Origin of the sequence: Streptomyces sp. NBC_01410 (assembly GCF_045040195.1) — a bacterium.
GTDB lineage: Bacteria > Actinomycetota > Actinomycetes > Streptomycetales > Streptomycetaceae > Streptomyces.
In genome coordinates, this window is sequence record NZ_CP109530.1 from 6943564 (window position 1) to 6967323 (window position 23760).

Here is a 23760-nt window from a genome sequence, read left to right on the forward strand (position 1 = left end):
TCGGGGAAGCGTAATGGGGGTGCGGGCGGTCAGCCCTTGGCGCCCGGCGGGCGGTTTCCGGCGGGTGGGCCGCCGAGCCGGAGACGGGCCTGGTCGGCATCGTGCCGGGCGGCGCGAGTGTCCGGGTGGTCGGCCCCCAGGACTCGCGTACGGGTCCCGGCCACGAGCTCGTACATCTCCAGCGCCCCCGCCCACTGGCCCATGCGGGCAAGGAAGTGGCCCATCTCATGGCGGGTGGCCAGAGTGTCGGGGTGGTCGCCGCCGAGCACCCCGATCCGGGCGGTGAGGACTTGGGAGGCCAGGTGGTACGCCTCCTGATGCCGGCCGAGGGCGCTGAGGGTGAAGGCCACGTTGTGCTGACAGCGCAGTGCGTCGGGGTGCCGGGCGCCCTGCATCTGCAGCCGTCGGGTCAGTACTTCGTTGTAGAGGGGCAGGGCTTCCCTGTGGCGGCCCAGCAGGCCGAGGGTGAAGGCGGTCTGCTGGCGCGCGTCCAGCGTGTCGGGGTGGTACGGGCCGAATGCCGCGCTCCTGCCCTCCTCGACGGTCTGGAACTCGACCAGTGCCTCCCGGTACTGGCCGAGCCCGAGCAGCGCGAACCCCCGCTCGTACCGTGACATGAGCGTGGCCGGATGATCCCGGCCCAGCAGCGCCAGCCGGGCGGATGCGACGCCGCTGAGCACGGCGTGCGCCTCGGCCCATTCGCTGCGCCGCAGATGCGCGACGCCGCGGCTGTGCTCGGCGTCGAGTTCGGCGGCCTGCTCCTCGGCGGACCGCGGGGTGGGACGGAAGGGGACGGGCTGGAACACGCCGTCATGGAAGAGGCCGTGCCCGCGGGGGCCGGTGAGTTCGATACGGCAGGTCAGATGCGCCGTTCCGGTCCCGGAGCGGCGATGGACGTGATCGTCCCCGAGGAGGATGTGGACGCCCTGGTAGCGGGCGGTTCTGATCGTCTCGTCGACAATGCCCAGCTCCGGGCCGGAGTTCCGGATGCGTTCGTAATCGTCCAGGACCACCACGAGCCAGGGGCGCTGCAGTTGCCTTCGCTGGTCCAACTGCGCGTGCAGGAGGTCACGCAGTTCACCGATTGCCTCCGGCCGCGCGGTGAGATCCTGGGCCCACTTCACCTCCGGCAGCGCGGCGAGCGCGGAGAGGTACTCCGAGTCGCCGTGCCAGGCGCAGACGAAAGTGACGGCGCCCCCGGGGTTCGCCTCGGCCAGGCCCCGGACGAGCGCGGCGAGCATCCGGTGCCGGTCCCGGACGTCGGTGCCGGTCAGCAGTCCGTGCGGGCCGTCGCCGCCGTACACCCGCTCATTGAGGTCCAGCAGGACCGGTCGGCCGCCCTCGCCCACGCCGAACTGTGCGGCCAGCAGCGGAACATCGGGCTGTTCATGGGCTCTGGCGTTGAAGGCCCGCAGCAGCTCGTCCGCGGTGGGCCGGTCCGCCGGATCCGTCGCGACGCAGCGGCGCAGCAGCGCCTGGTGACCGCGGCCCGTCGCGGGGGGAAGGTGCGGATCCGCGGCCGGATCGTAGCGCCAGTCGCCGGCAGCCGCGGCCAGCAGAATCCGTCCCACCGCATACATGTCGGACGCCTTGGTGGGCGGATCGTCGTCGCTGAGGAGTTCCGGTGCCCGGAACTCCTCCTGCTGGCGCAGGACCCACCGGTAGGGGCTGTGGACACCGTCCAGAGAGGCGGCCATCCACCCGGTGATCTGGACCTCCTGTCCCGCCAGGAGGACACAGTTGGGGATCAGCGTGCTGTGGATGACGCCCTTGCGGTGCGCCCGTGCGAGACCGTTCGCCAGCTGCCTCCCGACGGACACGAACTCCATGCCGTGGAGAGCACCCCGTTCGTTGAGGAACGTGCGCAGATTGGGCGCCGGACCGGAGTCGCGCTGGTCCTGGGCGTATGAGGTGGCGATCCACGCGGGCACGGCGGTGGCGTCATGGCCGAGCAGCCGTGGCGCGTACACGCCGCCCATCCGGGACAGGGCCTCCGCCTCCGTTGTGATCAGCGCGGCGCTCCACGACCGCTCCAGTTCCGGGATACGGATCACGGCGATCCCCGCATGCTGCTCGGAAGTCCCCAGATACAGCCCCATATGGGGCCAGCCGAACCGGTTCCGGGCGATCAGCCGGAAGGGACCCGCCGTCCGCGGGTTCCCCGGGGCGGGCGACTCCCAGTCGGAACCGGGAGTGTCGACGAACGACGGCGGCGGAACCGCGGGGCCCCGCGGGACCCCGAGCCGTCGCAGCAGCCGCTCGTCCATCCACCCGAAGGGGCGTCCGCCCGCGGGCAGCCGGTCCGTCCCCGAGGGATGCGGCAGCCAGGCGGGGAAGTCTCCCTGACGGTCGGCGAGTTCGGCGAGTCGTGCGCTGACCGCGCGAGTGGCCCGTACGAGTTCGCCGGCCGGGAGCGTGTCGAGCAGGATGCGCCGGGTGTCCTCGGCGAAGTCGAAGCCCCGGTGCTGCGGCAGCAGATCGTCCCCGCCCGCAGGGCGCATGAGGCCGCCCAGGAACACCTCCGCCAGATGCCCGGTGTCGATCTCGGGGCCCAGCGCGTCCTGCACCAGTCGCATGGCGGGCACCGAGAGCGGGGAGACCGCAGCGAGATGGGCGGCGAGACGGTACGCCTGAGGGGAGGCCGCCGTGCGGAAGCGCAGCAGACCGTCCCCGCCGGGCGTGCGCGTCGCGGCGTAGGGGCGGGCAGGGGTCCGGTCGGCGAGCAGTGGCAGGACCGCCGAGGTGCCGGGCGATGCGACCAACCGGGCCCAGGCGCCCAGGGATTCGGGGGTCGCCGCGAGCACCGGCACCGCAACCCTGTCGTACGGGGCGACTTCGGGCGGCAGCACCGGGTCCGCGACCCGCCAGGTGTGGTTGGGCGCGCCACGCCCCTGCGTGGTCACCTCCCATTCCTCGGTACGGATGCCGGAGCCCTCCCACAGCCGCTCGGGCAGCGCGTGCAGCACGGCCGTCGGGCCGACCCGCGCGGCGCGCTCCAGCGCCGTGTGCATCCGGCCGTCCCGCCAGGCCGCGCCGACGCCGTCGCTGATGGCGAGCAGCAGGGTGTGGCCCGCGGGGTCCGTGACGGCGGACGCGGGCAGCGGGGCGCTGTCCTGCTCGTAGGGGCGCCTGCCCAGCAGGGGAGCTTTGGGGCTCCGGCTGTCCAGCCCGTACACGCGGACGTCACGGAAGGCGCCACTGCGCTCCATCAGCAGCCGTGTCTCGCCGGCGAGCCGCTGCCACAACAGCATCGACACCCCGTCGTCCACGAGGAGCACCAGATCCAGCCAGCGGGCGCGGCCCGGGCGCAGGACCGCGTCGGGCAACCGGGTCTCGGCCATCGCGGTCACGGTGGCGGGCTCGTCCAGCTCGGCGGTCCTGCGGTCGGGGCGCAGCTGTTTGAGCGGGCGCAGCGCACGCCCGAGGGGCAGTTCGGCGGAGCCGAGCGCCTTGTCCTGCGGGGCACGTACGGGGACGGCCGGCCGGTCGTGCCGCGGGCGCTCCCGTGGGGCGGGTGCGCCGTGAACATCGGAGCCGCGTCCCATGCCGGGCCGCGCGTCCGGCGAGGGCCGCGCGTCCGGCGCTGTGGGAACCGATCTCTGCGGGTCGTCCGGCCAGGGCGGGCGGGGGTCGGCGGCCGGGTCCCCGCAAGGAGGTGCCTCCTGCCCATCCGGCGGTGGCTCGGCGTCGGCGCCCGCCCCGGCCAGTACCGACGACGCTCCCGCCGGCAGCCGCCCGGCCAGCCACAGCGCATCCAGCAGCTCTTCGTGGGACAGCTCCGCCCCGCAGTCCGCCAGGATCCGCCGCAGCTCGCTCCACACCGGCGCTACACCGTCCCGCCGAGCCGGTGCAGTACGGCGTCGAGCAGGCCGTCGGCGTCCAGGTCGACGCCGCCCTTGCGCAGGAACACGGCGTTCAGCAGCTGGTCGGTGGCGAGTTCACCGCGGGCACGCCGTGCCAGGAAGGCGCGCAGCAGCTCGTCGACGCCGGGTAGATCCGCCGACCCCAGATGGGCGCGGACGATGGCGAGCAGCCTGTCCGGGTCCGGTTCCGGCAGGGCGAGCCGTACGCACCGGCGCAGAAACGCGGGCGGGAAGTCGCGTTCGCCGTTGCTGGTGATGACGACGACCGGGAATTCCGAGCAGCGCACCCGGCCCCTGACCACCTCCGTCCAGGACTCGGGGTCGGCCGTCATCACCTGGACCGAGGCCTGGTCCTCGGGCAGCCGGGCCAGCTCGGGGATCTCGAACTCACCCTCCTCGAAGACGTTCAGCAGATCGTTGGGGAGATCGACGTCCCCCTTGTCGAGTTCGTCGACCAGCAGAACCCGCGGGCGTGTGCCGGGAACCAGGGCCGTACCGAGTGCTCCCAGCCGCACGTACGAGCCGACGTCCAGCTCTCCGGAGACCTCGCCCGCCTCGTTGCGGAGGTTCGACTCACGCAGCCGGCCGATCGCGTCGTAGTGGTAGAGGGCGTCCTGCAGGGCGGCCCGGCTGTTGACCGGCCAGTTCAGCACCCGGCCGAGCCGCAGTTCGTGCGCGATCGCGTACGCCAGGGACGACTTGCCCGTGCCTGGCCTGCCCGTCACCAGCAGGGGGCGGCGCAGATGCAGCGCCGCGTTGACGATATCGGCCTCGGCCTGCCCGATCAGATACGGGAGCGGGCGCGGCGTGCTCGCCGAGGCCGAGGAGTTGTTGTCGAAGCGGCGCCACGGCGGAGCCTCGGGGAAGTCGACCGTACGCGCCTGCCCGTCGCCGCGGAACAGCCTCCAGTCGCCGTTGCCCTGGTGGTCCTGTGCGGGGTTCATCGGATGTCCGCTCCTTCCGCGGGGTCAAGCAGTTCGAGCCCACCGGGCAGTGGCAGCTCCGTGTTCTCCCACACGAGTGAGGGCCGGGCGGGCGACGGGACGCTCGCGCCGTACTGTTCGGCCCTGAAGTGCTGGATACGCTCAGGGAGTTGGTGCAGCGGTCCGGCGGGTGCGATGCCGTCGAGCCGGTCGGCGTGCTCGTGGCTCTGGGCCGCCCGGTCCCACAGCACCACGGGGACGCCGAGGGCCAGACAGAGCTGGAGCAGCGCCTCGCGCGGGGCGGGCGGGCCGTGCAGCACGACCTGCGCGGTGTCCCGATGGCTGGTCTCCAGCAGCGCGCACACCTTCTCCGGCGACGCACAGTTCTCGTCGACGACGAGCGGCCCGGTGTGGGCGCTCTCCCAGCGCCGGCGCAGCTCGGCCTCGCGGCGCGGGGCGCGGGCGCTCACCTCGGGGCAGCGCAGCGCGATACGGAACTTCACCCCGAGCGGGATCCGCGGCAGGAACTCCACCGAACTGGCCGCCTCCCACTCGTCGAAGGGCAGGTGCAGCCCGTCACGGTCGACGACGATGTCGACATGGGTGACGCCCTGACCGCCGTCGTCCCGGGCGGTCTCGGCCGCCTCACGGATCAGCCGGGCGATCTCGGCCCCGCTGCGCGGCTCGTCCGCGGTCACGAGCGAGGCCGTTGCACCGTCCTGGCGCACTTCCCACAGCGCGCAGGCGTACCGGTCGGGCGGACCGGAGATCTCGGCGACCAGACGGACGACGGGGGAGGGGCGGTACGCGGCCCAGGCCGTGGCATCCGCACGGCGCAGCTGCACGGCGGCCGGATGGCAGCCGAGCCGTGCCGCGACCCGCTCCGACCAGGCGTGAAGGGCCGCGCGCACCGGCGGCGCGGTGGCCGCGGCCGCGTACTCGACGAGCGTGAGCAGGGCGGGCACCGGCGAGATGCCGTCCGCGGGCCGCCCGCCGTCGCGGTACGCCTCCAGCTCCGTGACCGCCGCATCCAGGTCGCGCGGATCCAGCCGGGCGCCGCTCAGCGACCGGGGAGGGGCGATGTACCGCAGTGCCTCGCGGGCCGCCCGCGGCAGCAGCGCGGCGTCCGCGACGACAGCCGGTCTCAACTCCCGTAATAACAGCCGGTGTTCGTCGAGGGAGAGCAGCCGCGCCGTACCGGTCAGCCTGCCCAGAGCGAGCAGCCGGTCGAGCCCGGCGCGCGCGTGGCCGTCCTGGAGGGTGGGGGCGAGCGACTCGCTGAGCGAGGCGAGTGCGCGTTCCTCGGAGGCGAGCAACTGCGCCAACTCCTCCACGGCCGGGGCGGATTCCCCGGGCGGGGGCTCGTATCCGAACAGGGCGGCCAGGGTGCGGGCGTGCTGTGCCCGGCGCGCCGGATCGCCGAGCAGCGACCACAGCTCGGCGGCGACGCCGGCGGCCGTGGAGCCGTCTGCGCACGCCGCCGTGCCGTACCGTCCACGCACCGCGCACTCGGCGACGGTGTCGGCCGCCCCCGCCCGCTCCAGCTCTTCCCGGATCGCCTGCCACGGCACGGCCCAGCTGCGCCGCACCGTCGCCTGCGGGCTCATCGGCCCTTCGCCGGGCATCACATGGGCCACGACCAGACCCACCACCGTCGCGTCCTCGGTCGCCCACAGCGGCCCGCCGCTGAAGCCGGGTCCGATCGCGGCGCCGGACAGCTGCCCGTCCAGATAGCCGAACCGGTCTTCGTGGAGCTTCACTTCGGTGTCCGCGAACGCGATGGCCTCTCCGCCGCCGTGCCACGCCCGCAGCCTCTGCCCCTCGGCCATGTCGCGCCAGACGACAGGGCTGAGCCACTGCGGCGCGGGCTCGTCGAGTTCCAGTACGGCGAGATCGCCCTGCCAGACCATCGCGGACGCGCCCCACTGCGGCGGCACCCACACCGCGAGCCTGGCCGTGCGGTGCTGGGCCGCGCCGGGCCCGTGGAAGGCCAGGTGCAGCGCGTCGTCGGCGGGCGGGGCCGTGGTGTACAGATCGCGGCCCAGCGCGTCGTTGACGACATGGGCGCAGGTCACCACGCGCCGGGCGGAGAGCAGTGCGGCGCCGCCCGCCGCCGTCTTCGCGCCGCCGTGCAGCACGGAGACGCGGGGCGCGGCGGCGGCCGCCGGCCTTCTGAACCAGCCCATCAGTTCTGCGGTGTCCCACTCTGCCAGGTAGCCGAAATGCTCATGGTGGCCTTGCCGTTGGCCCCGACGATGCCCAGTTTCAGATCCTGGCCGATCTCGACGCCGAACGCCACGGTGATCTCCTGCGGCGGGTTCTCGGACGCCGACACCGCGCCGTGGACCTCGTCGAGCAGCGGACCGAGCGGGCGCAGCGCCGTACGCAGCGCGTCAGCGGCCAGCGCCGCCGCCCGGCCGGGGCCGCTCGCCACCGGCCTGGCCGCACCGAAGCCCTCCGGCAGATCGGCCGCGCCGGTGCCCTGAGACGGTACGGCGAGCGGCTCTCCGGCCCCCGACAGCTCCAGGCGCACCTGCGAACCGTCCGACAGCGCAAGCTCCATGTACTCAGGCATCTGGCCATTGTGCCGATCAAGCACCCCCGGCGGCAGCCGTTTCGTGTCAACTCGCGGAGAACGCCGCCAACCGCACCGTACGCTCCGCCAGTTCGCTGATCCGTACGCCGTCGAATCCGAACACCGCGGTACGCAGCCGGTCTTCCAGAGGCTCCGTCCACTGCGCGGGGATGGCGGCCGCTCCGCTCAGCACACCCGCAACCGAGCCCGCCGTCGCCCCGTTGGAGTCGGTGTCGAGGCCGCCGCGGACCGTGAGGGCGATGGTGGCGGTGAAGTCGCCCGCGCCGTACAGCAGTCCGGCCGTGATGACGGCGGCGTTCGGAACGGTGTGGATCCAGCCCAGGCCGCCCGTCTCGTCGGCCAGTTCGCCGAGCGTGTCGGACCAGGACGTCCCGGAGGCGTGCAGGGCCACGGTGTGGCGCACCGCGCGAGCGAGCCGGCAGCCCGCGGGGATACGTTCCAGAGCCGCCTCGACCGCGTCGCGCGGGATGTTCGCGGTGAACGCGGCGGCGATCAGGGCCGCCGCCCACATCGCCCCGTACACGCCGTTGCCCGTGTGCGAGAGGACCGCGTCGCGGCGGGCGAGCGCGGCGGCGCGGTGCGGGTCGCCGGGACAGGTCCAGCCGAAGATGTCGGCGCGGATGAGCGCGCCGATCCACTCCTGGTAGGGATTGTCGCGCGTGGCGCTGACCGGAGGCTTGAGACCGTTCGCGAGATTGCGGTACGCGGCCCGCTCGGCGGTGAACGTCTGGAGAAACGGCAGATGCAGCAGCCATGCCTCGCCCACCTGCTCGGTGGTGAACCCGAAGCCGTGGCTCTCCAGCAGATGCAGCCCGAGGACCGTGTAGTCCACGTCGTCGTCCCGGCAACTGCCGTGGATCCGGCCCCGTACGCACTCACGCCACTCGGGACGCAGCTCGAATTCGCCGGGCAACGCGTCCGCCGGCGGCCCGGGAAGGTAGTCGGTGAGCGGGAGCGCGTCGGTGCGGCGCAGATACCGGTCGATGCGGTCCCGGGTCCAGTAGTCGCCACGCTCGACGGGCTTGCCGAGCATGTTGCCGGCGACCCGGCCCAGCCAGCCGCCGAGGATCCGGTCGGCGAGGTCGACATGCTGGAGGCCCATACGTCCGGTTTACCGAATCGGCGCCGGAACCGCTCGGCAGTGCCCCGGTATGGTCCGAAATGTCAAGCCGTGATCAGGTGGCAGACCGTCGAGACGTCCGGATAGGGTCGGGGCGGCGCGACTGCCTGTTCGAAAGCAAGGGATAGCAAGGTGACGAACGGAGCAGTTATTCAGCCCGCGCGTGTGCTCGTCGCGGCTGACAAGTTCAAGGGCTCGCTCACGGCCGTACAGGTCGCGGAACGGGTCACCGCAGGTCTCCAGCGGGTCGTACCCGGTCTGGCGGTCGAGGCCCTGCCCGTCGCGGACGGCGGCGACGGCACGGTCGCCGCGGCGGTGGCGGCAGGGTTCGAACGCCGCGAGGTCCTGGTGACCGGGCCGCTCGGCGAACCCCTCACCGCGGCGTACGCCCTGCGGGAGGGCACCGCGGTCGTGGAGATGGCGGAGGCCTCCGGGCTCCAGCACCTCCCCGACGGGGTCTTCGCGCCGCTCACCTCGACGACGTACGGCTCCGGCGAGCTGCTGCGCGCCGCGCTCGACGCGGGAGCCCGGACGATCGTCTTCGGCGTCGGCGGCAGCGCGACCACGGACGGCGGCGCGGGCATGCTGGCCGCACTCGGCGCGCGCTTCCTGGACGCGGACGGCGAGCCGGTCGGCCCCGGGGGCGGCGGCCTCCGCGACCTCGCGTCCGCGGACCTGTCCGGCCTCGATCCCCGGCTCAAGGACGTCGAGCTGGTCCTCGCCAGCGACGTCGACAACCCGCTGACGGGGCCCAAGGGCGCGCCCGCGGTGTACGGCCCGCAGAAGGGTGCGACCCCGGAGGACGTCGCCACGCTGGACGCGGCGCTCGCCCACTACGCATCCATCCTCGGCCCCGAGCAGGCCCAGCTCCCCGGCGCGGGGGCGGCGGGCGGCATCGGCTACGGCGCGCTGGTCGCCCTCGGGGCGAGCTTCCGGCCCGGCATCGAGGTCATGCTCGACGTGCTCGGCTTCGCGGAGGCACTGTCCCGGGCGACCCTGGTGATCACCGGCGAGGGCTCCCTCGACGAACAGACCCTCCACGGCAAGGCCCCCGCGGGCGTCGCGGCGGCGGCCCGCGCCCGGAACATCGAGGTCGTCGCGGTCTGCGGCCGCCTGGCGCTGCCGCCCGAGGCGCTGGGCCGGGCGGGAATCCGCAGGGCGTATCCCCTGACGGCGCTGGAACCGGACCCACGGAAGTGCATGGCGGAGGCGGGGCCGCTGCTGGAGCGGGTGGCGGAGGGTATTGCGCGGGATTTCCTGCGGTAGGGGGTTGTTCCCCCACCCCGCCCGTTTCCAGGGTTCGTGGTGGCCGTGGGCCAGGGGGTGTTGGTGGTTGCTGCCCGGTGGGTGGTTTCGCGGGCGAAGCCCGGCGGCGCGGGGCCCCGCTTGGGCGTCGGGCTTCGTGGCGACGGGGGTTTTGTTCCCCCACCCCGCCCCTTCCCGAAACTGGGGCGAGGCCCCCAGACCCCCTGGGGAGGGGGAGGACGCGGGGGCCGGCGCCCCCACACCCGCGCCGCGCCGGCTGCGCGGCGCAGGCCTGGGTCCCCGAGAGGGAGGTGCAACGTTGGGGCTGGCGCCCCACACCCCCCGAGCGCCGGCTTCGCGGCGCAAGCCGGGCATCCGCTTCCCGCGGCGCGAGCGAGGCACCCGCGTCTCCGCGGTGCGGGTGACCGAGCAGGTCACCCCGCAAGGGGGCCGTGGAGCGGGTGGAGTCGGGACGTAGAGCGTGATTTGTGGCGCGGGGACGCCCGTACCCTGCGGCAGACCAGAGACGCGCCGTAAATCATGCAGTCCCGGCTCCACCCCGGAGCGGACCCCAGACGGCACGCCCACGGCACCGGGCAACCCCGCGACCCGCACCCCGGACGGCCCGCGGCGCCGGGCAAGCCCACACCCCGCACCCCGGACGGCCGCGCCCACCCTCACCCCAGACGAAACGCGTCCAGCGCCAGCGTCATTTCGATCAGGTCTCGCGGGCGGCCCAGTGATCTCGACGTCAGTTGTTCCAGGCGGCGCAGGCGGTTGAACACCGTGTTCCGGTGGCAGTACAGCCGCGTCGCCGCCCGGCCCGCCGAGCCCCCGCATTCCAGCCACGCGTCCAGCGTCTCCAGCAGCAACGCCCTGTCCGCCGGGTCCAGGTCCAGCAGGGGGCCGAAGACGTCCGCGATCAGGCGGGCCGCCAGTTCCGGCTGGCTCACCACCAGGGCCGTGGGGAGGTGTTCGTCCAGGCGCACGATCCCGCGTGCGTCCGGGCCGCACGTACGCAGGGCCGTCTCCGCCAGGCGCCGCGCCAGGCCCAGGTCCGCCAGGCCCGGCACCACCGGGCTGATCCCGCCGGGGCCCTGGCAGCGCCGGTGCAGAACAGCGGACAGCTCCGTGAGCCCCACCCCCGCCTCCAGCGCGACCACCGCGATCTCGTAGTCCGTACGCATCCGCCAGAAGAACCGAAGCCCCTCCGCCATCGCGACCCGGCGGAACGGCTCGCGCCCCGCCGCGCGCTCCACCCGGACCACGACCACCGCGTACCGCCCCTGTTCCGGCAGGTCCAGGCCCGCCGCCGCGCTCGCTGCCAGGCCGGGTGTGGAGCGGCCCTCCAGCAGTGCGTCCAACAGCGCCTGGACCCGCTCGTCGCTGCGCCGCTGCATCTCCTGCTCGGTGTCGCGGTACGCGTCCGCCACCGTGGAGGCCTGCCGGTCCACGCCCGCCCACACGTCGGACGCCAGATGCACCAGCACAGGCAGTGCGTCCGGATTCTTGTCGGTGACGATCTCCAGGAGCTCGTCCCAGACGAGATAGCCCGCGTGCCGGTACGCGTACAGGACGAGGTCGAGCGGTAGCCCCTGCTCGGCGCGCTGCCGGCCGAGCTGGTCCGCGTACAGCAGGTCCCGCCGCGGCGCCGAACGCGATGCGGCCAGCGCCTCGATGCCGTACCGCATCGCCTCGTTGATCTGCTGCCAGTGCTCGTCGCGAGGTACGGCGAGGTCGAACTGCGGTGAATGGGCCCGAAGTTCGTCGATGAGCAGGTCCGTCAGTCTCGGCACGCGCTCCAGCAGCACCTCGGAGGCGCTCACCAGGACGGACCACTCACGCTCGGTGCGTGCTCTGTGGCCACCCATGACCGGAGGATGCCAGCCCTTGTGCCGTTGCACAATGCGCGCGCCGCACCGCTGGTCATGCGCAGCGATTCGAGCATACCGCCTGGACGGTACGCCGGACCGGTGCTGGTGTGTGCCCCCACAGGGCAATTTCGAACAAGCCCGGAAAGGGGGTCCACATGGCTGCCACCTCGCTCGAAGTGCGTGCGCTGTCCGTCGGCTACGGTCCGGTACGGGCACTGCGGGACGTCTCCGTCGATGTGCCGGAGGGCGCGATCGTCGCCGTCCTCGGCGGCAACGGTGCCGGCAAATCGACCCTGCTGCGCGCCGTCTCCCGCACCCTCGGCTTTCAGCGTGGCCGCGTCACGTCCGGCAGCATCAGCTACGAAGGCCGTCCGCTGGAAGGGCTGAGCGGGGCAGCGGTCGTCGCCGCGGGCGTCGTCCAGGTCCCGGAAGGGCGGCAGGTCTTCGCTCGGATGACCGTCGCCGACAATCTGCGGGCGGGCGCACTGGGCGCGGCCGGCGGGCGCCGCTCCAGCGCCGAGGCCCTCGCCCGGGTGCATGAGCTCTTCCCCGTCCTCGCCGACCGCGCGCACCAGCGTGCCGGACTGCTGTCGGGCGGCGAGCAGCAAATGCTCGCGATGGGACGGGCGTTGATGGCCCGGCCACGGCTTCTGCTGCTCGACGAGCCGTCGCTCGGCCTCGCCCCGCTGATGGCGGCGCGCATCGCCGAGACCGTGCAGGAGATCAACGCCGCCGGTACATCGGTCCTGCTGGTCGAGCAGAACGCGGCGATCGCGCTGCGGCTGGCCTCGACGGCGTACGTACTCGACGTCGGCGAGGTCGCCCTCTCGGGCCCGGCGGACGAGCTCGCTTCCTCGGACGAGGTGCGGCGCCGCTACCTGGGCGTGGTCGACGAGACGGCTGCGGCCGACGCCGTCAGCGCGGAAGCGGCGGCGCCGGCGCTGAGCAGGTGGTCGGCATGAGCGCACCGCGTACCGACGTGGAAGGCGCGGCGACACCCCCCGCCCCCGCCGTCCCCGCCCTGACCGTCACCGACCTCACCGTCCGCTTCGCCGGGCTCACCGCCCTCGACTCCGTCTCCTTCACCGTCGCACCCGGCAGCGTCCACGCCCTCATCGGCCCCAACGGCGCCGGCAAGTCCACCACCTTCAACGTCCTGTCGGGCGTCTACCGGGCCACCTCCGGCAGTGTCCGCTTCGGCGAGAGGGAGCTCACCGGGCTCCTTCCCGACCGCATCGCCGCCCTCGGCATCGCCCGTACCTTCCAGAACCTCGCACTCCCGCCGCACGCCACCGTCGCCGACAGCCTGCTGCTCGGCAGGCACCGGCTCACCCGCGCCGGGTTCCTCGCCGCCGGGCTGCGGCTGCCGTCCGCCGCCCGCGAGGCCCGTCAACATCTGGACCGGGTACGGGAGATCGCGGAGTTCACCGGACTCGGCGGCGATCTGGACCGGCCCGCGGGAGCACTCCCGTACGGCAAGCAGAAGCTCGTCGAACTCGGCCGCGCCCTGTGCATGGAACCGCGGCTGCTGCTCCTCGACGAGCCCGTCGCCGGGATGACCGCGGACGAGCGGCGGCAGACCGCCTCCGTCATCGCGGGCGTACGAGACAGCCTCGGCATATCCATCGTGCTCGTCGAACACGACATGGGGGTGGTGATGCGGCTCGCGGACGCCGTGACCGTACTCGACTTCGGGCGCCGGATCGCCGACGGCACCCCCGCACAGGTACAGAGCGACCCGGCCGTCGTACAGGCCTATCTCGGAACGGAGGCGCAGGCATGACGACCTTCGTCGAACTACTCCTCGGCGGGCTCTCCATCGGCTCCGTCTACGCGCTGATCGCGCTCGGCTTCGTCGTCATCTTCAAGGCCACCGAAGTCGTCAACTTCGCCCACGCGTCCCTGCTGCTCGCGGGCGGCTATGTCACCGCCGTTCTCCACGACGACATCGGCTTCTGGGCCGCGCTCGCCGTCGGCATCGCGGGCGCCGCCGTGGTCGGCGCGGCCGTGGAATTCCTCGTCATGCGCCGCTACCGGGGCTCCGACCACAGCGTCCTGGCCATCGTCACTATCGGCGTCGACATTCTCCTGACCACCGAACTCACCCGCCGTATCGGCACGGACGTCCTCGCGCTCGGTGACCCGTGGGGAGACCGCGTCGTCACCATCGGGGACATCACCATCGCGCAGACCCGTATCGCCGCCTTCGTTGCGGCGGCCCTGCTCATCACCGTGTTCCTGCTCGCGTTCCGGTACACCTCGTGGGGCGTGTCGATGCGCGCGGCGGCCGAGAATCCCGAGACCGCGGCGCTGATGGGGGTACGCCTGGGCCGGGTCTCGCTCGCCGCCTGGGCGGTCGCGGGCGCGCTCGCCGCGGTCGCCGCCCTCTTCCTCACCGTGTTCCCGACGCCGGGGCTCGAACGTGCCACCTCGCTCGCCGCACTCAAGGCCTTCCCGGCGGCGATCCTCGGCGGGCTCGACTCCACGACCGGCGCTCTCGCGGGAGGTCTGATCGTCGGTGTCACCGAGTCCTTCGCCACCGGGTATCAGGGCGAACTGTCCTTCCTGGGCCGGGGGATCGGCGATCTCGCGCCGTATCTGGTGATGGTGCTCGTCCTGCTCGTCAGGCCCGCCGGTCTCTTCGGCACGAAGGAGCCCGCCCGTGTCTGAGACGCTGAAGAACCCCAAGGCGTACGTGGCCAGGAGCCTCAAGGCGTACCAGAAGAGCCCCAGGGCGTACGCGAAGAGTCCCAAGGTGTACCTCTGGATCGCCGGCACCGTCCTGCTAATCGCCCTGCCCTTCTACCTCGACCGCTTCTGGCTTCAGGCCGGACTCTTCGCGATGGCCGCCGCGATCGGCGCGATCGGCATCAACCTCCTCACCGGTGCCACCGGGCAGCTGTCCATGGGGCACGCCTTCTTCCTCGCGGTGGGCGCGTACAGCTACTGCGTCCTGGCGGGCGAGAGCGGAGTCGAGAACGGCCACCGCCTCACCGGCCTCGGCCTGCCGACCTGGCTCTCCGCAGTACTCGCGGTGCTCGTCGCGGGCGCGGCAGGCGGCCTGTTCAGCCCCATCGCGGGGCGGCTGCGCGGCGCGTATCTCGGCATCGCCACGCTCGCGCTGATCTTCATCGGCCAGCACGTCCTCTTCAACGCCGGTGACCTGACAGGAGGATTCAACGGCCGGGCCGTTCCACCCCTCTCGCTCTTCGGCATCGACTTCGACGACAGCGAGACGGTCATCGCAGCTGTCCCCTTCCAGTCCGCCGAGAAGCTCTGGTACGTGGCCCTGCTCGCCCTCATCGGCTGCGGACTCTTCGCCCGCGGAGTGCTACGGGGCCGCCCGGGCCGCGCCATGAACGCGATCCGCGACCACCGCATCGCCGCGGGCGTCATGGGCGTACCGGTCGCCCGCTACCGGGCCGGCGTCTTCATCCTGTCCTCGATGTACGCGGGGCTCGCCGGTGTACTGATCGCCCTGGTCTTCCAGCGCACCGTCCCCGAGTACTTCGGGGTGATCCTGTCCCTCGAATTCCTCGCCATGATCGTGATCGGGGGCCTCGGCACGGTCGCCGGCGCCGTCGTCGGCGCGGTCTTCGTCTCCCTGCTGCCCCAGATCCTCACCCACTACAGCGACACCCTCCCGCTGGTCTCCGCCCCCGGCACCGGCGGCGTCGCACCCGGGGAGGCATCGCGCTATCTGTACGGCGCCGCGATCGTCGCGGTCGTCCTGTTCCTGCCCGGCGGACTCACCCGTCTCATCACCTCACGCAAGACCCCAAGGGAGTAGACATGAAGCCACGTCTGTACCTGGCGGCGCTGGCCGCCGCCCTGACCCTGACCAGCTCCGCCCTTGCCGGATGCAGCTCGAAGGCCACCGAAGGCGGCGGTGACGAGAAGGACGCCGGAGGTGTGAAGACCGGCGAAGGCGTCACGGCCAAGACCATCAACCTCGGCGTGCTCACCGACATGACGGGCGTCTACGCCTCGCTCGGCAAGAGCGTCACCCAGGCGCAGCAGCTGTGGGCGAAGCAGACCAACGCCGCGGGCGGCATCTGCGGCCGCAGCATCGAACTGACCATCCGCGACCACGGCTACGACCCGCAGAAGGCCGTCGCCGGGTACACCGAACTCGAACCGAAGGTGCTCGGCTTCTCGCAGTTCATCGGTTCGCCCTTCGTCGCGGCCGTCAAGGGCCGTATCGACGGCCAGGACAAGGGACTTGTGCTGCCGCAGGCCTGGTCGGGATCGCTGCTGGGCAGCCCGTACATCCGCGTGGTGGGAGCGACGTACGACATCGAGACGATCAACGCGGTCGACTATCTGCTCGGCCAGAAGCGCATCGCCAAGGGCGACAAGATCGGCCATGTCTACTTCGAGGGCGACTATGGCGAAAACGCCCTCAAGGGCTCCAAGTACGCGGCGCAGCAGGCCGGTCTGACCGTCGTCGAGCAGAAGATCAAGCCCACCGACAACGACATGTCCGCGCAGGTCGCGGCGCTCAAGAAGGCGGGCGTCAAGGCGGTCCTGATCAGTGCCGGGCCGCGCCAGGCGGCCTCGCTGGTCGGCGTCGCAGCGGCGGGCGGTTTCAAGGTCCCCATGATCGGCAACAACTCGGCCTTCGCTCCGCAGCTGCTGGGCACCCCGGCGGCGCCCGCGCTGACGAAGGACTACTACGTCGCCGCCTCCACCCTCCCCATCGGCGACCCGGGCGCGGGCCCGGCCAAGCTCGCGAAGGAGTACAAGGCCGCCTACCCCAAGGACGGTCTCGACAACGGCGTGGTCGCCGGTTACACGGCAGCGAGCGTCTACGGCGAGGTGCTGAAGAAGGCCTGCGCGGCCAAGGACCTCACCAGGGCGGGCATCGACAAGGCGCTGCTGACGGTGTCCTCGTACGACAGCGGCTTCGGCATCACGCACAACTTCTCCGACCCCGCGGCGCCGTCGACCCGGCAGAGCCTGATCATGAAGCCCGACCTCAAGGTGCCGGGCGGTCTGAAGGTGGTGCGGCCCGCGGCGGTCGCGAAGGCGGCGGAGTCGTACAAGGCGGGTGGCTGAGAGGGAGTGTCCTCGCCCGCCGGACGGGCTGAACCCTCGGCTCCCTGAGGCGCCGGGGGGTCGCCTAAGGTCGCCGTGTGTGGATACGTGACGCCCGTACCGACGAAGCCGACGCCCTGACCGCCCTGGTCCTGCGCTCCAAAGCGCACTGGGGCTACGACGAGGCATTCCTGGCGGCGTGCCGCGACGAACTCGCCATCCGAGCGGGGGAGTTGGCGGCACGCCGCATCGTCGTCGCGGAGAACGACACCGCGGTGCTCGGCGTCGCGTCTCTGGAGGGCGAGGCACCCGACGGTGAGCTGGGCCTGCTGTTCGTCGAACCCTGGGCGATCGGCGGCGGAGTCGGCAGGACCCTCTACGCGTATGTCCTCGACGCCGCACGGCAGTTGGGCTTCAAGCGGCTGGCCATCGACGCCGACCCGAACGCCGAGCCCTTCTACCGGGCGATGGGCGCACGCCCCGTCCCGGCCGTGCGGGAGCTGCCGCGCCTGGAGGTGACGCTGACCCCGCGCCCCGACTGGGCGCAGGCCTGGACGGACGGGCGGCGGGCGGTGCATCTGGGCAATGTCGCGGAGTTCCAGAGTCAGTTCGGCGACGTGACGGACGAGGCGCGGCGGGCGGCCGACCACTACGCCTGCTTGGCCGCCTTCGCGAGCCCGCACCCGGCGGCGCTCGTTGTGCCCGGATCCGTACCCGGCGGGTGGATCGCCATGGTCGGTCGGCAGCTCGGCTGGGGCACGGTCGAGGTGTACGACGGCCTCACCGGCCCCGAGGTGCTGGCCCGGCCCGCCCTGGTCCGGAATCTGCGCGCGCTCGGTCTGCCCTTCGTGCCCTGGGGCCACACCGAGGCGTCCGGCGAGCTCTCCGGATGCCGACTCCCGCCGGACGCCCTGCGCCACGAGTCCAAACGGGCCTCCCACACCCTCTTCCGGCAGCTCGCCCCCGAGCACCCCGCCATCGTGGTGCCTGAGCGGTGGACGCCCGCCACCCGCCGTGAGGCGGCCCGGCTGATCACCGCAAGGGCCCGTGCCGGTGCGACCACCGTCGTCAAGACCGAGCACGGCGCCGGAGGTTCGGGTACCCGCGTGGTGACGGACCGCGTCCGGGCGGGCTTGCTGCCGAGGGGCCCGCTGCTGCTCGAGGAGTTTGTGGCGGGTGACGGGACGACGGGCGATCCGACGTACGACGGGCTGATCGACGCCCAGGGTCAGGTGCACGATGTGGGCGTCGCGGCGATGGACGTCGAGGGCACGGTCTACCGCGGGGCGACCGTGGGCCCCGGAGCCGTACCGGACGACCTTGCCGCGCACGCCCTGCGGTTCGGCCACGCGGTCGGCCGGGAGCTCGCCGCGAGCGGTTACCGCGGCTGGTACGACGTCGACTTCGTGACCGGCCCCGCGGGGCGGCTCGCCCCGACCGAGACCAACCTCCGGCTCACCGGCCCCTCGGCCGCGTTCATGGTGAAACTGCGCCTCGATGAGCTCCGCGGCGGCGACCATCTCGTACGGTCACTGGACCGCGTACCGCTCGGCGCGCGCCTTCCCGAGCCCGAACTGATGGCATTTCTACGGAAGTTGACGGATCGGTGCGCGGGGATCGACGCGGTTCTCGTCCCGTCGATCCCCACGGCGGGCTATGAGCCCGATCCGTACGTGGGTGTGCTCATCGCGGCGTGTACGTCAGAGCGGCTGGCTGCGGCCGATGCTCTGGTGCGCGCCGCGAGTCACGACCTGGGCCGGATCTTCGGCTGATCACTTCTGGTCCTCCGGACCGGACTTCAGCGCTCCCCACACGGCCCAGGCCGCCACCACACCCGCCGCGATCATCAGCGGGACATTGAAGGTGTAGACGAGCGCCGCCTGCCGTGGCCAGTCCTGCTTTGCCGCCAGCCGGTACAGATTGTCCTGCGGCCACCAGGAGGCGAGCAGATAGACGATGGCCAGATGGGCCGCGGTCGTCAGTCCCTTCGGTCTGCCCAGGCTCGACATCAGCCTCCGCCCGCCGATCAGGAATCCCACCCCGGCCGCGAGGGCCAGGCTCTCGGCGACGTACAGCCCCCGGAAGAACCAGGCCCAGGGGTTGGGCACCAGGGAGAGATCGGTGGAGCCGGGCCAGATGACGTCGGTGAAGAAGAACGACATGATCGCGACCACGAACGCCACGAACATCCCGGCGACGGCCCGGTCCTCGGCCGTCAGCTGTCCGCCGCCCCCCTTGCTTCCGGCCGACCTGCTCGCGGCGGTCCGCTCCGGCGGGCGCACCAGCGCCGTACGGTCCACCTTCCCCGCGCTGTTGCGCGGCAGCGACGTGATCGGCACCACCGTGCGCGGGATGTCCGCTGCCGGTACGACGCCGGTCAGATGGCTCCGTACGGCCTCCGCCCCCGGCGACGCACTCCTCGGGGCCGGCAGGACATAGGCGATCAGCCGCCCGCCATCCTCCCCGACGATCGCCTCGCCGACCCGCGGATGCCCGGCCAGCGCAGCTTCGACCCGGTAGGTGTCGACGGTTCGTCCATCGACCTTGACCCGGTGTGCCATCCGGCCCCGGAACTCCAGCGGTCCCTCACCCTCCTGCCGCCCGAGATCCCCGGTGGGCACGGCGTCACCGCCGCCGGGCGGCGTCAGCCAGATCTGCCCCTTGCGGACCCGTGCCTTGCAGCCCGGGAACGGCCGCCCGAGATAGGCGTGGCGCTCGGGATCCGTCACCGGACCGCCGAGCTGACCGGTCTCGAACCAGGTGCCGCATCCGGCGACCTCCGTCGGGCCGTACACGCTGATCAGTCGAGCCCCCGGAGCCAGCCGCCGCTCCAGCCGCACCTGCTCGTCGAGCCGCAGTTGTTCACCGCACACCGCGACCAGCCGCAGCCCCGAGACGTTGCGGGCGTCGTCGAGCAGCCGCGCCGCCGTCAGCGGGTCGATGTCGGCGACGGTGAAGGCCTCGCGCCGGGACAGCACCAGCGTCGCGCCGGAGCCGAGGACCCGTATCCAACCGGCGGCGAACTCTGTGGTGTCCGGTGCCGCGGTGACGAGCACCAGGTCCTCGGCGTCGAGCCGGTAGACCTCGGCCCAGGCCTCGTACGCGGCCCTCAGCCGCTCGTGCGAGATGCCCACCGGGCGGCGCACACCTGTGGTCCCGGCCGTGAGCAGCACGCCGGCTCGCCAGCCCGTGGCGGGGGGCTCGTCGAACGGTTCGCCCGAGTGAGCCCCGATGGCCGCGGCGTCGCCGTCCAGAGTGATGACGGGCTGGTCTTTGCCGTCGTCGATCCGGGCCAGATGTCGCTGATGAGTGATGACGGCCCGCGCATCGGCGACGACCGGGTGTGCCTTCTGGTCGGGCCCGACGACGGCATAGGAACCGCCCGCCTTGAGCACGGCCAGGACGGCTACAAGCACATCCGGGGTGCGTAAGGTGCGGATGGCGATCAGATGCCCGGCCGGCAGACGGACGGTCTCGGCAAGATGCCGGGCCAGCCTGTTGGCCCTCGCGTCCAGCTGCTGGTAGGTCAGCCGGGTGCGGTCGGTGATCACGGCGGTACGGTCCGGCTCGGTCCGTACCCTGTCTTCGAACAGTTGGTGAAGCGTTCCCCCTGACATGGCCGTCGATCATTCCAGAAGGGACGGCACATGACGAGGGCCCGGATGCAGATCGCATCCGGGCCCACCGTGCGTTTGCGCTGCGGAGACTGAGCTAGGGAAGCTGCGCCGCCCTGGCTTCGCGGTTCTCGCGCCGGTTGTCACGGAACGTGTTCACACGTCGCGCCGTCGCGAAGAGCGGAATCGTCGCCGCCATCACGATCTGCAGCGCGCAGCCGGTCTGGAGCAGCACCTGACCGCCCGGGGCGTCGAACGCCCACGCCGCCAGCATGCCCATCGCGGCAACGATCCAGCCGAGCATCGCCACCGCGAGGACACCCCGCGGCTTGGGGTACTCGACCCGGCTCACCATCAGCCATGCGGTGCCGATGATCGCCAGCAGCGTCGGGATGAACGGCAGCTCCAGCAGCACGATCGAGACGACCGTGAGCGCTCCGAAGGGGCTCGGCATGCCCTGGAACATGCCGTCCTTCATGGTCACGCACGAGAATCTGGCAAGCCTCAGCACCACCGCCAGCAGCACGACGATCGCGGCCACCGCCGAGACCTTCTGCTGGGCGTCGTCCGCGACCATCCCGTACACGAGCACGAAATAGGCCGGGGCGAGACCGAAGCTGATCAGGTCGGAGAGGTTGTCCAGCTCCGCGCCCATCGGCGAGCTGCGCAGCTTGCGCGCCACGAGCCCGTCGCAGAGGTCGAAGATCGCGGCCAGCAGCATGAGGATCACGGCGGTCGCCGCGCTGTTGCGCGCCATGCCGCTCTCGTTGCTGCCGGTGAGGTGCGGGATCAGGATCCCGGTGGTGGTGAAGTACACCGCCATGAAGCCGCACGTGGCGTTACCGAGCGTGAGGGTGTCGGCTATCGACAGCCGCAGTGAGAGCGGCATCTCCTCCGCGTCGTCCTCGGCCTCTGCCTCGGCGACCCAGCCCGCCTGTGTGTCGGGATCAATCACGGTCAATTCGAGTCACCCCCGCGGTCGTGGTCTGACCGACCTCGACGGCGACGTCAACACCTTCCGGCAGGTAGATGTCAACGCGCGATCCGAAGCGGATCAGACCAATGCGCTCGCCCTGCTCGACCTTCGTCCCCTGGGGGATGTACGGCACGATGCGCCGGGCGACAGCCCCCGCGATCTGCACCATCTCGATGTCGCCGAGCTCGGTGTCGAAGTGCCAGACAACGCGCTCGTTGTTCTCGCTCTCCTTGTTGAACGCCGGCACAAAGCCGCCGGGTACGTGCTCGACGGACGTCACCGTGCCCGCGAGGGGGGCGCGGTTGACGTGGACGTTCAGCGGGCTCATGAAGATCGCGACGCGGGTACGTCCGTCCTTCCACGGCATGATGCTCTGCACCACACCGTCGGCGGGGGAGATGACGCGGCCCTCGGCGATCTCGCGCTCGGGGTCGCGGAAGAACCACAGCATGCCCGCCGCGAGCGCGGTGGTGGGCACGGCGATGGCCGCCGCACGCCGCGAGCGGCGCGAGCGGGCCAGGCTGAGTGCAGCGGTGGCGACGGTCGGCAGAAGCCACGGCGATGCTCCGCGCGCAAGGCGGACGCGGCCGCGTGGTGCAGAGGTTTGGCTGTGGGGCATGGATGACCTTCGTAGCGGATGATGCCGCGCAGGCAACGGGGGGACGGCGGCTTTCGGGCGATGCTATCGGTTGCGGGCCGCAACTGGGAAAGCCAGAGCCCGAGTCGGCGGCCGGAAGACGATGACAGGCTGTGATCGTCTTCGCGGCCGAACCGACTCAAACGCGACAATCAACCCTGGAATCGGTACTCCTCGAGCAGCCGACGACCGATGATCATTTTCTGGATCTCGGCGGTACCTTCGCCGATCAGCAGCATCGGAGCCTCACGGTAGAGGCGCTCGATCTCGTACTCCTTGGAGAAGCCGTAACCGCCGTGGATACGGAAGGCGTCCTCGACGACTTCCTTGCAGTACTCGGAGGCGAGGTACTTCGCCATCCCTGCCTCCAGGTCGTTTCGTTCCCCGGAGTCCTTTTTGCGTGCCGCGTTCACCATCATCGCATGCGCGGCCTCGACCTTGGTAGCCATCTCGGCCAGCTTGAACTGAATCGCCTGGTGCTGGGCGATCGGCTTGCCGAAAGTGTGACGTTGCTGGGCGTAGGAGACGCCCAGTTCAAAGGCACGCTGTGCGACGCCGCAGCCACGTGCCGCGACATTCACGCGGCCGACTTCCACGCCGTCCATCATTTGGTAAAACCCTCGGCCGGTGGTGCCGCCGAGTACCCGGTTGGCCGGAATGCGCAGTCCGTCCATGATGAGTTCGGTCGTGTCGACGCCCTTGTAACCCATCTTGTCGATCTTCCCCGGGATGGTGAGACCGGGGCGGACCTCTCCGAAGCCGGGCTCCTTCTCGACGAGGAAGGTCGTCATCGACTTGTGGGGGGCGGTGCCCTCCGGGTGTCCTTCGTCACTCCGGCACAGGACGGCGACCAAAGTGGACGTTCCGCCGTTCGTCAGCCACATCTTCTGGCCGTTGAGGACGTACTCGTCGCCGTCCTTGACGCCCTTGGAGGTGATGGCCGACACATCGGAGCCAAGACCCGGCTCCGACATCGAGAACGCGCCGCGCACCTCGCCGAGCGCCATCCGCGGCAGGAAGGTGTCCTTCTGCTCCTGGGTGCCGTGCTGCTTGAGCATGTACGCCACGATGAAGTGCGTGTTGATGATGCCCGAGACGGACATCCAGCCACGCGCGATCTCCTCGACGCACAGCGCGTAGGTGAGCAGCGACTCGCCCAGGCCGCCGTACTCCTCCGGAATCATCAGCCCGAACAGGCCGAGTTCCTTGAGGCCTTCGACGATCTGCGTCGGGTACTCGTCGCGGTGCTCCAGCTCGGTCGCGACCGGGAGGATCTCCTTGTCGACGAAGTCCCGGACGGTGGCCAGGATTTCCTGCTGGATATCGGTCAGACCTGCGGTCTGGGCGAGACGCGCCATGGCTACTTCTCCTGTGCCTTCAGCTCCGGGCGGCCGGGCTGCTCGCCGCCGCGCTCCTTGATGTACGTCTCGGTCGGGACCATCACCTTGCGCCGGAACACGCAGACGAGGGTGCCGTCCTGCTTGTAACCCTTCGTCTCGACATAGACGATTCCGCGGTCGCTCTTGGAGCGGGAGGGGGTCTTGTCGAGGACGGTGGTCTCGCCGTAGATCGTGTCGCCGTGGAAGGTCGGCGCGACGTGCTTCAGCGACTCGACCTCCAGGTTGGCGATGGCCTTGCCGGAGACGTCCGGGACCGACATGCCGAGGAGCAGCGAGTAGATGTAGTTGCCGACGACGACGTTCTTGCCGAAGTCCGTCGTCTTCTCCGCATAGTTGGTGTCCATGTGGAGGGGGTGGTGGTTCATGGTGAGAAGACAGAAGAGGTGGTCGTCGTACTCGGTGACCGTTTTCCCGGGCCAGTGCTTGTAGACCGCGCCGACCTCGAACTCCTCGTAGGTGCGTCCGAACTGCATGA

General features: G+C 71.5%; 18 protein-coding genes. 7 read left to right on the top strand and 11 right to left on the bottom strand.

Annotated elements, in window-relative coordinates:
• Positions 1 to 29 precede the first annotated feature (29 nt).
• The 5 genes from OG741_RS31865 to OG741_RS31885 are packed head-to-tail and all read right to left on the bottom strand — an operon-like array spanning position 30 to position 8484.
• Positions 30 to 3821, bottom strand: a complete 3792-nt coding sequence (locus OG741_RS31865; protein ID WP_405603506.1) for an SAV_2336 N-terminal domain-related protein — start codon at positions 3819 to 3821, stop codon at positions 30 to 32.
• Positions 3822 to 3826: 5 nt separating this feature from the next.
• A complete protein-coding gene (locus tag OG741_RS31870; protein WP_405603507.1) occupies positions 3827 to 4807 on the bottom strand; it encodes an AAA family ATPase in 981 nt (326 codons plus the stop codon).
• Positions 4804 to 6972 carry a trypsin-like peptidase domain-containing protein gene (locus tag OG741_RS31875; RefSeq protein WP_405603509.1) on the bottom strand — a complete coding sequence of 723 codons (2169 nt, stop codon included), beginning with the start codon at positions 6970 to 6972 and terminating at the stop codon, positions 4804 to 4806. Before OG741_RS31875 ends, OG741_RS31870 begins: the two co-directional genes overlap by 4 nt.
• Positions 6972 to 7361 (bottom strand): CU044_2847 family protein, encoded by a 390-nt coding sequence (locus OG741_RS31880; RefSeq protein WP_405603511.1) that lies wholly within the window; start codon positions 7359 to 7361, stop codon positions 6972 to 6974. The genes OG741_RS31875 and OG741_RS31880 overlap by 1 nt, the downstream gene beginning before the upstream one ends.
• A gap of 46 nt (positions 7362 to 7407) precedes the next feature.
• Positions 7408 to 8484 (bottom strand): ADP-ribosylglycohydrolase family protein, encoded by a 1077-nt coding sequence (locus OG741_RS31885; RefSeq protein WP_405603512.1) that lies wholly within the window; start codon positions 8482 to 8484, stop codon positions 7408 to 7410.
• A 168-nt stretch (positions 8485 to 8652) separates the two neighbouring features.
• Here OG741_RS31885 and OG741_RS31890 point away from each other — a divergent pair, with 168 nt between their 5' ends.
• On the top strand, positions 8653 to 9768 hold the full coding sequence (locus OG741_RS31890; RefSeq protein ID WP_405605864.1) for a glycerate kinase: 1116 nt from the start codon (positions 8653 to 8655) through the stop codon (positions 9766 to 9768).
• A 656-nt stretch (positions 9769 to 10424) separates the two neighbouring features.
• On the opposite strand, the gene OG741_RS31895 is transcribed toward OG741_RS31890, so the two are convergent.
• The gene (locus OG741_RS31895; RefSeq protein ID WP_405603514.1) at positions 10425 to 11618 is read right to left on the bottom strand and encodes a PucR family transcriptional regulator; all 1194 of its coding nucleotides are present in this window, start codon (positions 11616 to 11618) and stop codon (positions 10425 to 10427) included.
• Positions 11619 to 11776: 158 nt separating this feature from the next.
• On the opposite strand from OG741_RS31895, the gene OG741_RS31900 reads away from it, so the two are divergent.
• The 6 genes from OG741_RS31900 (at position 11777) to OG741_RS31925 (ending at position 18430) form a co-directional block, all read left to right on the top strand.
• Entirely contained in the window at positions 11777 to 12583 is an 807-nt protein-coding gene (locus OG741_RS31900; protein ID WP_405603516.1) for an ABC transporter ATP-binding protein, read from the top strand.
• The gene (locus tag OG741_RS31905) at positions 12580 to 13404 is read left to right on the top strand and encodes an ABC transporter ATP-binding protein (protein WP_405603518.1); all 825 of its coding nucleotides are present in this window, start codon (positions 12580 to 12582) and stop codon (positions 13402 to 13404) included. The genes OG741_RS31900 and OG741_RS31905 overlap by 4 nt, the downstream gene beginning before the upstream one ends.
• Entirely contained in the window at positions 13401 to 14291 is an 891-nt protein-coding gene (locus OG741_RS31910) for a branched-chain amino acid ABC transporter permease (protein ID WP_405603519.1), read from the top strand. The genes OG741_RS31905 and OG741_RS31910 overlap by 4 nt, the downstream gene beginning before the upstream one ends.
• An 85-nt stretch (positions 14292 to 14376) precedes the next feature.
• A complete protein-coding gene (locus tag OG741_RS31915) occupies positions 14377 to 15411 on the top strand; it encodes a branched-chain amino acid ABC transporter permease (RefSeq protein WP_405605866.1) in 1035 nt (344 codons plus the stop codon).
• Positions 15412 to 15413: 2 nt separating this feature from the next.
• Positions 15414 to 16679 (top strand): ABC transporter substrate-binding protein, encoded by a 1266-nt coding sequence (locus OG741_RS31920; protein ID WP_405603521.1) that lies wholly within the window; start codon positions 15414 to 15416, stop codon positions 16677 to 16679.
• 77 nt (positions 16680 to 16756) lie between these two features.
• The gene (locus tag OG741_RS31925) at positions 16757 to 18430 is read left to right on the top strand and encodes a GNAT family N-acetyltransferase (protein ID WP_405603522.1); all 1674 of its coding nucleotides are present in this window, start codon (positions 16757 to 16759) and stop codon (positions 18428 to 18430) included.
• On the opposite strand, the gene OG741_RS31930 is transcribed toward OG741_RS31925, so the two are convergent.
• The 5 genes from OG741_RS31930 to OG741_RS31950 all read right to left on the bottom strand — a co-directional run bounded on the left by OG741_RS31930 (position 18431) and on the right by OG741_RS31950 (position 23758).
• Positions 18431 to 20275 carry an AMP-binding protein gene (locus OG741_RS31930; RefSeq protein WP_405603524.1) on the bottom strand — a complete coding sequence of 615 codons (1845 nt, stop codon included), beginning with the start codon at positions 20273 to 20275 and terminating at the stop codon, positions 18431 to 18433.
• Positions 20276 to 20369: 94 nt separating this feature from the next.
• Complete coding sequence (gene pssA / locus OG741_RS31935) at positions 20370 to 21227, bottom strand: CDP-diacylglycerol--serine O-phosphatidyltransferase (RefSeq protein WP_266484421.1); 858 nt, start codon at positions 21225 to 21227, stop codon at positions 20370 to 20372.
• Positions 21220 to 21867, bottom strand: coding sequence for a phosphatidylserine decarboxylase (locus OG741_RS31940; protein ID WP_266482981.1), 648 nt, complete (start codon positions 21865 to 21867; stop codon positions 21220 to 21222). Before OG741_RS31940 ends, pssA begins: the two co-directional genes overlap by 8 nt.
• 170 nt (positions 21868 to 22037) lie before the next feature.
• Positions 22038 to 23243 carry an acyl-CoA dehydrogenase family protein gene (locus tag OG741_RS31945; RefSeq protein ID WP_266482984.1) on the bottom strand — a complete coding sequence of 402 codons (1206 nt, stop codon included), beginning with the start codon at positions 23241 to 23243 and terminating at the stop codon, positions 22038 to 22040.
• 2 nt (positions 23244 to 23245) lie between these two features.
• A complete protein-coding gene (locus OG741_RS31950; RefSeq protein WP_266482987.1) occupies positions 23246 to 23758 on the bottom strand; it encodes a MaoC family dehydratase in 513 nt (170 codons plus the stop codon).
• Positions 23759 to 23760: the final 2 nt, after the last annotated feature.

What these genes read in the sequence shown, in the direction of transcription:
- OG741_RS31870 (WP_405603507.1), bottom strand. Translation starts at nt 4,807, where the DNA reads ATGAACCCCGCACAGGACCACCAGGGCAACGGCGACTGGAGGCTGTTC.
- OG741_RS31875 (WP_405603509.1), bottom strand. Translation starts at nt 6,972, where the DNA reads ATGGGCTGGTTCAGAAGGCCGGCGGCCGCCGCCGCGCCCCGCGTCTCC.
- OG741_RS31880 (WP_405603511.1), bottom strand. Translation starts at nt 7,361, where the DNA reads ATGCCTGAGTACATGGAGCTTGCGCTGTCGGACGGTTCGCAGGTGCGC.
- OG741_RS31885 (WP_405603512.1), bottom strand. Translation starts at nt 8,484, where the DNA reads ATGGGCCTCCAGCATGTCGACCTCGCCGACCGGATCCTCGGCGGCTGG.
- OG741_RS31895 (WP_405603514.1), bottom strand. Translation starts at nt 11,618, where the DNA reads ATGGGTGGCCACAGAGCACGCACCGAGCGTGAGTGGTCCGTCCTGGTG.
- OG741_RS31900 (WP_405603516.1), top strand. Translation starts at nt 11,777, where the DNA reads ATGGCTGCCACCTCGCTCGAAGTGCGTGCGCTGTCCGTCGGCTACGGT.
- OG741_RS31905 (WP_405603518.1), top strand. Translation starts at nt 12,580, where the DNA reads ATGAGCGCACCGCGTACCGACGTGGAAGGCGCGGCGACACCCCCCGCC.
- OG741_RS31910 (WP_405603519.1), top strand. Translation starts at nt 13,401, where the DNA reads ATGACGACCTTCGTCGAACTACTCCTCGGCGGGCTCTCCATCGGCTCC.
- OG741_RS31920 (WP_405603521.1), top strand. Translation starts at nt 15,414, where the DNA reads ATGAAGCCACGTCTGTACCTGGCGGCGCTGGCCGCCGCCCTGACCCTG.
- OG741_RS31930 (WP_405603524.1), bottom strand. Translation starts at nt 20,275, where the DNA reads ATGTCAGGGGGAACGCTTCACCAACTGTTCGAAGACAGGGTACGGACC.
- OG741_RS31940 (WP_266482981.1), bottom strand. Translation starts at nt 21,867, where the DNA reads ATGCCCCACAGCCAAACCTCTGCACCACGCGGCCGCGTCCGCCTTGCG.
- OG741_RS31945 (WP_266482984.1), bottom strand. Translation starts at nt 23,243, where the DNA reads ATGGCGCGTCTCGCCCAGACCGCAGGTCTGACCGATATCCAGCAGGAA.
- OG741_RS31950 (WP_266482987.1), bottom strand. Translation starts at nt 23,758, where the DNA reads ATGCAGTTCGGACGCACCTACGAGGAGTTCGAGGTCGGCGCGGTCTAC.